Origin of the sequence: Iodidimonas nitroreducens (assembly GCA_000710935.1) — a bacterium.
Lineage (GTDB): Bacteria > Pseudomonadota > Alphaproteobacteria > Sphingomonadales > Rhodothalassiaceae > Iodidimonas > Iodidimonas nitroreducens.
The window spans coordinates 120,536-133,258 of sequence record BAYV01000013.1 but is presented as its reverse complement, the minus strand read 5'-3'; the positions used below and the strand labels follow the sequence as shown (position 1 = coordinate 133,258).

General features: G+C 55.5%; 9 protein-coding genes. 6 read left to right on the top strand and 3 right to left on the bottom strand.

Features of this window, described 5'->3' with window-relative positions; translation table 11 throughout:
- Nucleotides 1–65: 65 nt before the first annotated feature.
- Together AQ1_RS06585 and AQ1_RS06580 are read left to right on the top strand one after the other, a co-directional pair.
- Nucleotides 66–1,298: an NAD(P)/FAD-dependent oxidoreductase gene (locus AQ1_RS06585; protein WP_042085516.1), complete on the top strand. Its 1,233-nt coding sequence runs from the start codon at nucleotides 66–68 to the stop codon at nucleotides 1,296–1,298.
- Nucleotides 1,299–1,404: 106 nt separating this feature from the next.
- Nucleotides 1,405–2,373 carry an SDR family NAD(P)-dependent oxidoreductase gene (locus AQ1_RS06580; protein ID WP_042085512.1) on the top strand — a complete coding sequence of 323 codons (969 nt, stop codon included), beginning with the start codon at nucleotides 1,405–1,407 and terminating at the stop codon, nucleotides 2,371–2,373.
- Nucleotides 2,374–2,400: 27 nt separating this feature from the next.
- Here the strand turns inward: AQ1_RS06580 and AQ1_RS06575 are convergent, their stop codons facing one another.
- The 3 genes from AQ1_RS06575 to AQ1_RS06565 all read right to left on the bottom strand — a co-directional run bounded on the left by AQ1_RS06575 (nucleotide 2,401) and on the right by AQ1_RS06565 (nucleotide 7,186).
- Nucleotides 2,401–4,194: a methyl-accepting chemotaxis protein gene (locus tag AQ1_RS06575; protein ID WP_313981493.1), complete on the bottom strand. Its 1,794-nt coding sequence runs from the start codon at nucleotides 4,192–4,194 to the stop codon at nucleotides 2,401–2,403.
- A gap of 234 nt (nucleotides 4,195–4,428) precedes the next feature.
- A complete protein-coding gene (locus AQ1_RS06570; protein ID WP_081837131.1) occupies nucleotides 4,429–6,714 on the bottom strand; it encodes a xanthine dehydrogenase family protein molybdopterin-binding subunit in 2,286 nt (761 codons plus the stop codon).
- Entirely contained in the window at nucleotides 6,707–7,186 is a 480-nt protein-coding gene (locus AQ1_RS06565; protein ID WP_042085508.1) for a (2Fe-2S)-binding protein, read from the bottom strand. Before AQ1_RS06565 ends, AQ1_RS06570 begins: the two co-directional genes overlap by 8 nt.
- 205 nt (nucleotides 7,187–7,391) lie before the next feature.
- Here AQ1_RS06565 and AQ1_RS06560 point away from each other — a divergent pair, with 205 nt between their 5' ends.
- From AQ1_RS06560 to AQ1_RS06545, 4 genes are all read left to right on the top strand, one after another.
- Entirely contained in the window at nucleotides 7,392–8,567 is a 1,176-nt protein-coding gene (locus AQ1_RS06560) for a DUF3734 domain-containing protein (RefSeq protein WP_042085505.1), read from the top strand.
- 70 nt (nucleotides 8,568–8,637) lie between these two features.
- On the top strand, nucleotides 8,638–9,420 hold the full coding sequence (locus tag AQ1_RS06555) for a 3-hydroxybutyrate dehydrogenase (RefSeq protein WP_042085503.1): 783 nt from the start codon (nucleotides 8,638–8,640) through the stop codon (nucleotides 9,418–9,420).
- A gap of 261 nt (nucleotides 9,421–9,681) precedes the next feature.
- A complete protein-coding gene (locus tag AQ1_RS06550; protein WP_052371062.1) occupies nucleotides 9,682–12,090 on the top strand; it encodes an endonuclease/exonuclease/phosphatase family protein in 2,409 nt (802 codons plus the stop codon).
- A 7-nt stretch (nucleotides 12,091–12,097) separates the two neighbouring features.
- Nucleotides 12,098–12,712 carry a peptidoglycan-binding domain-containing protein gene (locus AQ1_RS06545; protein ID WP_042085501.1) on the top strand — a complete coding sequence of 205 codons (615 nt, stop codon included), beginning with the start codon at nucleotides 12,098–12,100 and terminating at the stop codon, nucleotides 12,710–12,712.
- Nucleotides 12,713–12,723 lie beyond the last annotated feature (11 nt).

Here is a 12,723-nt window from a genome sequence, read left to right as displayed (position 1 = left end):
TCATCATAAGGGTGGAAGCAATCATCCATCACATTCAAACTATTCTGATCAGAAACAGGTGAGATATGCAGCATGTGGTCATCAAGGGTGGCGGTCAGGCCGGGGCGCAAACCGCCATCAGCCTTGCCAATGCCAAAAGCTTTGGCGGCGCCATCACCCTCATAGGCGATGAAGCCATGCCGCCTTATGAACGTCCGCCGCTGTCAAAAGCCTTTTTGAAGGATGAGGTCGAGCCGGAGGCGCTTTTCCTGCGCCCGCCCTCTTTTTACGAGGACAAGGGCATCCACCTCCTCACCGGCTTTCGGGCCTGCGCCATCGATGCGGCTGGCAAGAAAATCCGCGATGCGGCGGGCCGCGTTCTGGCCTATGATCGGCTCGTTCTGGCCACCGGGGCCCGGGCCAAAACCCTACCCCCGGCTATGACAAAGGGCCTGCCCGTGCATTATCTGCGCAGCCTTGATGATGCTCTGGCGCTCAGGGCAAGGCTGAAGCCCGGGATCAGGCTGGCGATCATGGGGGCCGGCTATATCGGGCTTGAAGTGGCGTCTGTAGCGGTATCCATGGGGGCTGGGGTCAATGTGATCGACATCGCTCCGCGCCTGTTATCGCGCACGGCTTCGCCCTTCATTGCCGATTTTTTGCAAAGAAAACACGAGGCCATGGGCGTGCATTTTCATCTGGGGGCTTATCTTGTGGGGATCGAGCAGCAGATGAGCGGCTATCATTTGCGGATTTCATCGGATCAGCAGATAGCCGCCGATCTGATTCTTGCCGGGATTGGCAGCAGCCCGGAAACAGCGCTGGCCGAAAGCGCCGGGATCAAAACCGATGATGGCATTCTGGTGAATGAATATGGCGAAACATCGGTCCCCGATATTTATGCCTGTGGCGATTGCACCCGTTTTCCTTATCCCGATGCAGGGCTTATTCGTTTGGAATCGGTGCAAAATGCCGTGGATCAGGCCAAAGTTGTGGCCCAAAACATTCTGGGCATCCCCACCCGCTATCGGCCCACGCCCTGGTTCTGGTCGGATCAATATCATTATAAGCTGCAAAGCGCAGGATTGATCCCCACAGATGTGAACGCGCCATCCCATCAGATGATCGCTCGCCATTCCACAGATGGGGACTGCATCAGCCTTGTGCATCTGGTCGATGATCATATCCGGGCGGTTGAGGCGATCAACCAAACGAAGGATTTTATTCAGGGAAAATCCCTGATCGCCAAAGCCAGCCGCCTTGATCCGGCCCGGATCGCCGATCCTTTGATCCCGTTGAAAGACTGCGCGGTAGATTGAAAGGGGGCGGATGGAAAGGGGGCGGATGGAAACATGGGATGGGTCGTCTGATCAGCGATCTGGTGCGTAAGGGGATTATGGGCAAACAAAATGGAACGCTTCAATCATGACAGACACTCTGAACATCACGCCGCAATCAAGGGATCAGCCGCCCCCCATCGTCAATTCCGGGCTTTTTTTCGGCCGCTTTCTCTTTTCTTTCACCAAGCTGGGCTATCAGGCCCATGGCGGTTCCCAAAGCTTCAGCTACCCGCAGCTTTTGGGTAAAAACATCATGATCACCGGGGCTACCGGCGGCATCGGGGCGGCTATCGCCGATCTGTGCACCCGCAATGGGGCCCGGGTTTATGGGATTGGCCGCAATGCAGAAAAGCTCGATGCCATCGCCCGCAGGCTCAGCCCGCAGCCGGGGGATTTCATCCCCCTCAAAGCCGATTTTTCCAAAGCCGATGAGATTAAAAATCTGATTCAGCAGATGACGCAAAACGGCATAAAAATCGATGCCCTGATCAATAATGTGGGAATTTTGAACCATCGCTATCAGCAAACGGCAGATGGCCATGATCTGATGTATGCGGTCAATCTGCTCAATCCCTATCGGTTGACCGAAGGGCTGATCAATAACAAGCTTTTGGGCGATGGCGGGGCGATCGTGAATATGGCATCCGGCGGGCTTTATACCCTGCCCCAGAATCTCTATTTTCTGGAACAATCAAAGGATCATTTCAATGGGGCTGCGGGCTATGCCAGCCATAAACGTGCGATGATCACCCTATCGGATCAGTGGAGCCAGATAAACGGCATCCGCGCCTATAGCATGCATCCCGGCTGGGTGGATACCGATGGCGTGCAAAAAAGCCTGCCGCTCTTTCGCAAATTTCTGGCCGCGATCCTGCGCAGCCCCGAACAAGGCGCCGATACCGCCCTTTGGCTGATCGCCCACAGACCAGCAATCGTCGCCGGGGCCTTGTGGTTCGATCACAAGGCACGCCCGGCGCATGTTTTCAAGCTAACGAAAAAGCCATATGCCCGGGCTGCCGACATTCTGGCAAAGCTGGCGCAGGATGCGGCCTGAACCCATGAGTTCAGAGCCGCTTGTTCTTCATAATTGCGTGTCGCGCATTTTTTGGTAAATTGCGGCACCATTGCGGGCCTGATCCGATGCCCCTGAAATATCACCCTCCAGATCCTTGATACCGATGGATGCCTGCTCCACAGCCGTGGCCGCCGATTGCATATTCTGGGAAATATCCTCGGTCACGGCGCTTTGTTCCTCGATAGAGGCGGAAATTTCATTGATATTTGATTCCATATTCCGCACCGCATCGCCAATGGCACCAAGCTTGCTCACCACATCCTTTGAAACGGTTTGCATCCGGGTGATTTCACTGCCGATCTGGCCGGTGGCACTGGCCACCTGATTGGCCAGGGATTTCACCTCACTGGCGACCACGGCAAAGCCCCGGCCCGCCTCACCCGCACGCGCCGCCTCGATCGTGGCATTCAAGGCCAGCAGATTGATCTGCGAGGCAATATCATCGATCAGGCCCACGATCTTGTTCATCGCTTCGGCAGCCGTGCTCAAATCCGTCGTCGCCTTATCGGCATCCGCGGCATCGCGCGCCGTAACGCTGACCACGGTTCCCGCTTGCATCACATGCTGGGCAAGCTGCACGAAGCTTGCATGCAGTTCCTCGGCCGCTGCCGCCACCGCCTGCACCGTGCCGTCGGTTTGCCCCACAGCACTTGCCACCGAAGTGCCCTTGGCCAAAGCCTTACCGATGGCCTGCTGAATATGGGTCAGCGCGCCATCCAATTCATCGGCAACTTTGCTTTGCTGTTCGCGCTTTTCAACCATGGTGCTGATATCCGTGGCAAATTTCACCACCTTGATCGGGCGGCCATCCGGCCCCAAAACCGGATTATAGGTCGCCTGCAGCCACACGATCTGTCCGTTTTTACCCAAGCGCTTATATTCGCCGCTTTGATATTTGCCCAAAGCCAGATCGCGCCAGAAATCCTTGTAGCTTTGCGATGATTGATGCGCCGGATCCACAAACAGGCTGTGATGTTTGCCTTTGATTTCATCAAGCCGATAGCCGATGGCGGCCAGAAAATTATCATTCGCCGTAATGATCGTGCCATCGAGATCAAATTCGATCACCGCCTGCGCTTTATCAAGGGCCTGAAGCTTGCTATCACTTTCCGCGCTGGCCAGTTTGCCTGCGGTGATATCGCTGGCGAATTTGACGATCTTCACGATATGGCCATCCCGATCAGCAATCGGATTATAGGTGGCCTGCAACCAAACCATGCCGCCATCTTTGGTGCGCCGGGGAAATTCCCCGCTTTCATGGCGGCCCTCGGCCAGATTGGCCCAGAAATCAGCATAGTCGCGCGATTGCGCATAGGCTTCATCCACAAACAAGCGGTGATGCTGGCCTTTGATTTCATCAAGCTGATAGCCCACCACATCCAGAAAATTCTGATTGGCATCCAGAATAAGGCCTGTGGGATCAAATTCGATCAGCGCCTGAGAGTGATCCAACGCCATCAGTTTCCCAGCCGCATCGATATTGCGTTCTTCGATCTCGCTGATATCGGTGGCCAGCTTCACCACCTTTGTCACCCGGCCCTGCTGATCGGGTACCGGCGCATAGCTGGCCTGCAACCATAGCTTGCTGCCATCCTTACGCCGCCTTTGGAAAATGGCGGATTGCGCCTGGCCTTTCGCCAGCGATGCCCAGAAAGTGGCATAGTCCGGGCTTTTGGCCAAATCGGGATCAACGAAAATGCGGTGATGCTTGCCTTTGATTTCATCGAGCCGATAGCCGATGGCCTTCAGGAAAATTTCATTGGCCGTGATGATGGTTCCATCGATTTTGAACTCAATCACGGCAAAGCTTTGATCCAAAGCACGCAGTACAGAGTTTTGATGACCCCTGTGGCCGCCACCATTGCCGCCTAAAAAATTTGACACAAAATTCACACGCATAAATTGTAAACGTCCCTTTCACACATACTGTTCCTAACATAGTCTATGCTGCATTGCAACACAGACGACATATATAGAAACAATCTGTAGAAGAAGGCCGTTAATAAACTGTAAATTAAAAATGACAATCGAGTGTCAGCCCGACAATGCCGCTTTCACATCCGCCGCACGCATAGGTAGATCGCGCAAGCGCACGCCGGTGGCAGCAAAAATGGCATTGGCAATGGCCGGAGCCACAACGATCACCCCCGGTTCGCCCAGGCCCGATGGCATATGATCATTGTCCATGAATTCGATATCAAGGTCAGGCACCTGATCCATGCGCAGGGGGGTATAGCGATCAAGATTGCGATCCGCCATCATCCCATCTTTGAACGCCGTGCCTTCATAAAGCGCCATGGAAAGCCCCCAAAGGCTTGATCCTTCCATCTGCGCCAGCGCCCCATCGGGATGCACGATGGTGCCCGCATCCACCACGGACAGAAGTCGCTTCACCCGCACAGCGCCGGACTTTTTATCCACCGCCACATGGGCAATGCAGGCAACCCAAGTGGGCATGGCCCGTTCCTGCCCAAAACAGGTGGCAACCCCCATCCCCTCGCCCTCGGGCAAAGACCCGCGATCCGCCCATCCGGCCTTTTCGGCAGCGCGTTCCAATACCGCTTTCAAGCGCAGGGCTCCGCCCCTATTCGCCGGACTATCGCCCGCATTGCGGCCCTTGCCATCGAGCAGAGACAGGCGAAATGCCACGGGATCGACGCCTGCCGCATGGGCCACTTCATCCATATGCTGCTCAACGGCCCACCCTGTCCATCCCGGCCCCACGGATCGCAGCCAGCCGGGCAGAAAGCTTTCCTGCACCAGATCATTGCGGATCGCCCGCACCCGCTGGTTTTCGATGCTGTACCAATGATCGGCCCCGCTGATCGAAAAACTATCGACCTTGCCGCCGCCTTCGATCTTTTCGGCCAGAAAGCCCGGGGCCATGGAATAAGTCGGCCAGCCAGCGGCCGCCGCATGATCATAGGCAATCGGCGTGCCTTGATCATCAAGGGCGGTTCGCACCTTTTGCACCGAAGGCGAACGGGCGCAATCAAAGCCCGTATCATCGGCACGGGTGAAAATCATCTTCACCGGCTTTCCCACCGCCTTCGCGGTCAGGGCTGCGGGGATGATATAATCGCCATAAAGCCTGCGCCCGAAACCACCCCCCAGATAATATTGGTGCAAGGTGATCTGATCTTCCGTCACCGCCAAGGCTTTGGCCACCACGGGCAGGATCAGGGATTGCCATTGATTGCCGGTGTGGATATGCCAATGCCCATCCTTTTCAAAGGCCAGCGCATTGACCGGCTCAAGCTGGAAATGCAGCACGCTATGGGTGCGATAGGTGGTATCAACCACCGATGCCGCCCTCGCGAAAGCCTGATCCACCTCGCCTTCCCGCACCCATAAAGCTCCGCTTTCGGGATCATTCACAAGTCGGTCGCCTTCATCGAGCAGAGCCTGTTCATCCACTTTGGCATTCGGGCCGGGCTGCCATGTCACCTTCAGGGCATCCACCGCCTTATTCGCGGCGTGGATGCTGGTGGCAATCACCGCCAACCAGCCCTGGCAGGTGCCCGATGGATCATCAATGCGGATGGTTTCCAGATAGCCGGGGATTTTCCTGGCCGCGCCGTCATCCACGGATTGGATCACCGAGCCATAGCGGGTGGGCGGCAAAACCGGCCGCGCATAAACCATCCCATCCACCGCCGCATCAATGCCATAGCGCGCCGCCCCGGTGGTTTTCTCCGGAATATCGAGCGCCGTGCCGGGGCTGCCCAAAATCCGCCTTTCGCTGGCGGGCTTCAGGCTAAGGGCAGCCAGTTCCTCATCGGAAAAGCTGCGATCCACCGCGCCTGCGGCCACGATTTTGGCATAGCTGATCTTTTGATCCTTGCATATCACCGTGCTTTGGCGGGCGATGCACTGATCGGGCGATACATCAAGCAAGCGCGCCCCGGCCTCGATCATGGCAATGCGGCCCGCCGCCCCGGCGCGGGACAGCTGATCGAATGTGGTGTGCACCGACCAGGAACCGCCCGTGACCATATAGCCCCATTTGGGATCGCTATCCACATGCACGATCTCAACATCCGCCCAATCGGCTTCCAGTTCTTCGGCAACCACGCGGGCCAGCGCCGTGCCCACATGCTGGCCCATTTCCGCCTTGGCGATATTCACCAGAATGCGGCCATCCGGCCCCAATTGAACCCAGATGCTGGGGGCATAAGCCCCTTCGCCCAATGTTTTGGCTGCACCCAAAACCGAGGTGCGGGCGGCAAAAGCCATCATCAGCCCACCGGCAACAGACCCCACCAGAAACTGGCGCCGCGTTGCCCCGCTCTGCTCGATGCGCGTGCTCAAATCAGCCATTCGTCGTCTCCGCATTCATTGGGGTCATTTCGGCTGCCTTTTTAATGGCCCGCCGGATGCGCGCATAGGCCATGCACCGGCACAGATTGCCGCTCATCGCCTGATTGATATCGTCATCCGTGGGATTTTTCACATCGGCCAAAAGCTGGGCCGCCTGCATGATCTGGCCCGATTGGCAATAGCCGCATTGGGGCACCTGCTCATCCACCCATGCCTGTTGCAAGGGATGGTCGCCCGCAGCCGACAAGCCTTCGATGGTGGTAACATCCAGATCCTGTGCCATGGAAAGCGGCGTGATGCACGAACGGGTGGCTGTGCCATCAAGATGCACGGTGCAGGCCCCGCATTGGCCGATGCCGCAGCCGAATTTGGTGCCCATAAGGCCCAGTTCATCGCGGATGATCCACAAAAGCGGGGTCTCATCGGGGGCATCCACCGATACTGCTTTTCCGTTCAGTCTGAATTCCGCCACGGCTCTCTCCCTGCTCTGAAATCATCGGATCGTCACAATCTGCACGCTTTATAAAGGCGATCCGGTCGTAGGCGCAATCGCATCGCACCACCAGAATCGGCTGCCGCATCCTATCATATGACAAATCAGGATCACATTTAAGGGCGCATAGTGCAAATGCCTATGACCTCACCTATTTAAAGGCATCACTCACGCAGGATTTTTTATGGCTCAGATGAATTCGAAAACCAAAGCGTCCGCTTATGACAAGAAAACCGCCCTCGTTCTGCAAGGGGGTGGCGCGCTCGGCAGCTATCAGGCCGGTGTGTATGAAGCGATGGACGGCACGGATTATCAGCCTGATTGGGTAGCGGGGATTTCCATCGGGGCCATCAATGCCGCGATCATCGCCGGCAATGAGCCTAAGGATCGGGTGGCCCGCTTGCGTGATTTCTGGAGCCTGATCACCGCCCCCACCGCCCTTTGGCCCGCAGCACCATCCGGCCCTTTGCGCGTTTTGCAAAAATCCCTTGGCGCCAATATGGCTTTGATGTTTGGCCAGCCGGGATTTTTCAAGCCCCTCAGCCTTAGCGATTGGCTGGCCCCGGAAAAGCCCAGCAGCTATTATTCCACCGATGCCTTAAAGCAAACCCTGCTTGATCTCGTGGATTTCGAGCGTATCAATCATCCCGATGAAATGCGCCTCAGCGTGGGGGCGGTGAATGTAGAAACCGGTCGTTTTGCCTATTTCGATAATCGCGATATCACCATTCGGCCCGAACATATCATGGCCAGCGGTGCCCTGCCGCCCGGCTTTCCGCCGGTTGAAATCGATGGCCAATATTATTGGGATGGCGGGCTGGTTTCCAACACGCCCTTGCAATATGTGCTTGATTACTATCCCCGCCGCAGCCGATTGACCTTTCAGGTCGATGTATTTCAAGCCTTTGGCCCCCTGCCCCAGGATCTGAATATGGTATCGGAACGGGAAAAGGATATCCGCTATAGCAGCCGCACCCGGGTGAATACCGATGCCTTTGCGCAAAAACATGATGTGCGCCACGCCATCAATGAATTGCATAAGCTTCTGCCCAAGGAACTGGCCGATAGCCCCGAGGCCAAACGCCTTTATGCCCATGGCTGCGTAACCGAAATGGATATCGTGCAAATCATTTATCGGCCCACAGAGCCACAAGGCGCATCGAAGGATTATGATTTCAGCCGCACAACCATGGACAGGCGCTGGCAACAGGGCTTATCCGATGCCCGCATCACCATGGAAGCCCAGCCCTGGCTTGCGCCCAATCATGAAAACAAGGGCGTGCGGCTTTTCGATGTGATCCATGATCGCCTGATAGCCGAGATAAAAAAGAAGCAGTCCGCACCCCTGAAAGCTTCCTGAAAACAATGCAACCATGGCATCGGTGGCTTTGCCCCCTGCCCCCAATCATTCGATTTCAAAAGGATAGTTTATGACCCGCTTTAAAGATCAGATCGCCATCATCACCGGTTCAGCCAGCGGCATTGGCAAGGAAATCGCCCTTGCCTTTGTAAAGGAAGGGGCAACGGTGGTGATCGCCGATCTGAAAATGGATGCCGCCCAAAAAACCGCCGATGAGATCATCGCTCAGGGCGGCAGGGCTTTGGCCATCGAAATGGATGTCACCAAAGAAGATCAGGTGAATGCGGGCATCGACAAAGTGCATCAAACCTATGGGCGGATCGATTGTCTGGTCAGCAATGCCGGGGTGCAGATCGTCCATCCCATCGAAGAGTTTCCCTTCGATCAATGGAAATTGATGCTGGCCGTGCATCTTGATGGTGCCTTTCTCACCACCAAAGCCTGTTTGAAATATATGTATCCGGCGAAATCCGGCTCGATCATTTATATGGGCTCGGTTCATTCCAAAGAAGCCTCACCCCTGAAATCGGCTTATGTTACGGCAAAGCATGGGCTTTTGGGATTGGCGCGGGTGCTGGCAAAGGAAGGGGCCAAGCATAATGTGCGGGCCAATGTGGTGTGCCCCGGCTTTGTACGCACGCCTTTGGTGGATAAGCAGATCCCCGAACAGGCCAAGGCCCTGGGCATCAGCGAGGATGATGTCGTCAAAAATGTGATGCTGAAAAATACCGTGGATGGGGAATTCACCACCGTGGAAGATGTGGCACAGGCGGTGTTGTTTTTCGCAGGCAGCCAATCAAAGGCACTGACCGGGCAATCCCTGATCGTCAGCCATGGCTGGGTGATGGAATGATCCAAAGCCGCCCTATCCGGGTTTAAAATCAAGCCGTCTTTCGGTTTATCCTGAACCCGATTCGGAACATAGACGCTCAAACCCTTTCTCAATGATCCCGGTCTGTTTCACCACAGGCCGGGGTTTTTATTTTAATTGTCCCGATATGATACAAAAATTTGATCCCCTGCTAAAAATATTAACAAAGTGTTAAAAATGGTCTTGTTGCTGTCATAAACAGACGATAGCTTTCATGCGGGTCATTCAATCAAGGGGGAAACCATGAAGTATCTTCGTCGTTCCAGATTTTTATCGGCGCTTTCCGCAGCCGCTATTCTAACGGGCAGTGCCGCGCCCGCCTTAGCCACGCCGTTTTTCAATGAAGTGCACTATGATAATGATGGCAGGGATCAGGGTGAATTCATCGAAATCGCGGGTCTTGCCGGTACCGATCTCAGCGGCTGGTCGGTTGAATTGATCAATGGCAATGGTGGTGCCGTTTATAACACCATCAATCTCGGCGGCATCTTGGGCAATGATCTCAATGGTTTTGGCTTTGAAACCCTGAATTTCGACACCAATGGCATCCAGAATGGCGGACCCGATGGCATGGCGCTGGTGGATAATACCGGCCGGGTCGTGCAGTTTTTAAGCTATGAGGGCACATTCACCGCCACCTCTGGCGCGGCTTTGGGTCTTAGCAGCACCGATATCGGTGTCAGGGAAACCAGCAGCACGCCGATCGGCTTTTCTGTGCAGGTGAGCGGCAATATCAGTGGTGGCGACCTCACGACCGATGCATCGGGCCGTTTGACCACCGCCTTTCAATGGGACGCCCCGGCGGCCAATACCGCAGGCGCTGTGAACAGCAATCAAACACTGGATGGCGAAGGCAGTGAACCCCCGCCCCCACCGCCCCCACCTGTTGCCGAAGCGGTGAGCATTCCCACCATTCAGGGCGCCGGGCATCTTTCATCCTTTGTTGATCAGCAGGTGGAAACCAGCGGGATCGTGACCGTTCTGGCCAATAATGGCTTTTATGTTCAGGATCCAATTGGTGATGGCGATGATGCCACATCAGATGCCCTGTTCGTTTTCACCGGCACGGCCCCCGATGTTGCGCTGGGGGATAGTGTTTCGATCAATGGAACGGTGGGTGAATTCACCCCGGGTGGCGCATCGAGCAATAATCTGTCTGGCACCCAGATCACCGGCCCCCTCATCACGGTGGAAAGCCAGGGCAATGCCCTGCCCACAGCCACCATCATTGGCAATGGCGGACGCCAGGCCCCCACCCAAAGCATCGACAGTGATAATTTCGCCACTTTCAATCCTGAAACCGATGGCATCGATTTCTTTGAAAGCCTTGAAGGCATGCGGGTGACTTTATCGGATGCCCAGGCGGTGGCGACCACCAATCAATTTGGTGAAATTTTCGCGGTCGCCGATCAGGGCGCCAATGCCACCGGCATGAATGCACAAGGCGGCATCACCATATCCGAAGGCGATTTCAATCCTGAACGCCTGCAGATCGATGACAGCCTGCTGGCGGGCAATAACCCATCCGTTCAGATGGGCGACACGCTTGGCGATGTCACGGGTGTCATTGCCTTCAATTTCGGCAATTTTGAATTACTGGCAACCGAAGCCCCTGTGGCGACTGCTGGTTCCATCGCCCCGGAAACTGCCAGCATTGCGGTGGGCGGTGATCGCTTGAGCGTTGCCACCTATAATGTGCTTAATCTCGATCCATCCGATGGCCCCGAAAAATTTGCCGGGCTGGCGCGGCAGATCGTGGATGGCCTGCTCAGCCCCGATATCATTGGCCTGCAGGAAATCCAGGATGGCAGCGGCCCCACCAATGATGGCACCACATCAGCAGCCCTGACTTTGCAGTTGCTGATCGATGCCATTGTCGAGGCCGGGGGGCCCCGCCTTGAATTTGCTGAAATCGCCCCGGTGAATAACACCAGCGGTGGCGAGCCGGGGGCGAATATCCGCACGGCATTCCTTTATAATCCTGATCGTGTGGATCTGGTTCCCGGATCTTTGATGACCCTGCCCGGTTCCGATAGCGATCCCGCTTTCGACAATGCCCGCAAGCCACTGGTGGGCACCTTTGTGTTCAATGGCCATGAAGTGACCATCGTCAATAATCACTTCACCTCGAAAGGTGGATCATCGCCTTTGTTTGGAACCGTGCAGCCATCAATCAATGGCGGTGAAGACAAGCGTGTGGCTCAGGCAACCTTGGTCAACAGCTTCATCGAAGGTCTGCTGTCAGACAACCCCACGGCCAATATCATTGCTTTGGGCGATCTGAACGAGTTTCAGTTCATGGCACCCCTTTTGGCCCTGACCGGACTGACGACCAATCAGATCCTGACCAATCTGGCACAATTGCAGCTGACGCCCGAAGATCTCTTTTCCTTCATTTTTGAAGGCAATGCGCAGCTTCTCGATCATATCTTGATCTCGTCACAGCTTTTGCAGCAAAATCCACTGATCGATATCGTTCATCTCAATAGCGGCCTTTTGGAATTCTTTGCTGATCATGATCCGGTCCTTGCCAGCTTCTTGCTGCCACAGCTTGTTGATATTCCTACGGTCTCAAGCCTGCTGCTGTTTCTGGTCGGATTCTTCCTTCTGGTCGCCTTGTCCCGCAAACGGTCTTTAGCCTTAAGGTCATGAGTATTTTATGATTAATACCCCTTCCAAAAAACTGCCGCTGAGCCTCGTGCTCAGCGGTTTCCTGTTTGCCGCCACCGCTTTTGGTGGGGGTGCCGCACAGGCCGCCGATAAAGACGGCAATCTGGCGATCAAGGGCATGGGGCTTGCGAAATGCAGCGCTTTTGTCGAATCCCTCGATGCCCGCGATGATCGGATCGATGCCTATTTCGGCTGGGCTTCGGGCTATCTCACCGCGGTCAATCAATATGAAACCGGCATTTATGATATCGTTGATTGGCAATCGGATGGCTATATCGCGATTTCCTTGAAAAACTGGTGTAGCGCCAATGCCGATGAGCCTTTTTTCGCGGCAGTTTATGCCATGACCAAAAGCTTAAAGCCCGATGCGGTGAAAACTGAAAGCCCCCTTGTCGAGATTGCGGGGGCCAGCAATTCCATGCGGCTTTATCGCAGCACCCTTGATCGCATCCGCGAACGCTTGGCCGAACTGGGCTTTCACAATCCATCGGCGCAAGGCGAGGATGATTTGAAATCGGCGATCACCCGCTTTCAGGCTGCGCGTGGGCTTCCCGCGACCGGGGCCCCTGATGATCCCACGCTGTTCATGCTGTTCAAAGAATAGATGAGCCAAAA

What these genes read in the sequence shown, in the direction of transcription:
- AQ1_RS06560 (WP_042085505.1), top strand. Translation starts at nt 7,392, where the DNA reads ATGGCTCAGATGAATTCGAAAACCAAAGCGTCCGCTTATGACAAGAAA.
- AQ1_RS06555 (WP_042085503.1), top strand. Translation starts at nt 8,638, where the DNA reads ATGACCCGCTTTAAAGATCAGATCGCCATCATCACCGGTTCAGCCAGC.
- AQ1_RS06545 (WP_042085501.1), top strand. Translation starts at nt 12,098, where the DNA reads ATGATTAATACCCCTTCCAAAAAACTGCCGCTGAGCCTCGTGCTCAGC.
- AQ1_RS06585 (WP_042085516.1), top strand. Translation starts at nt 66, where the DNA reads ATGCAGCATGTGGTCATCAAGGGTGGCGGTCAGGCCGGGGCGCAAACC.
- AQ1_RS06570 (WP_081837131.1), bottom strand. Translation starts at nt 6,714, where the DNA reads ATGGCTGATTTGAGCACGCGCATCGAGCAGAGCGGGGCAACGCGGCGC.
- AQ1_RS06580 (WP_042085512.1), top strand. Translation starts at nt 1,405, where the DNA reads ATGACAGACACTCTGAACATCACGCCGCAATCAAGGGATCAGCCGCCC.
- AQ1_RS06550 (WP_052371062.1), top strand. Translation starts at nt 9,682, where the DNA reads ATGAAGTATCTTCGTCGTTCCAGATTTTTATCGGCGCTTTCCGCAGCC.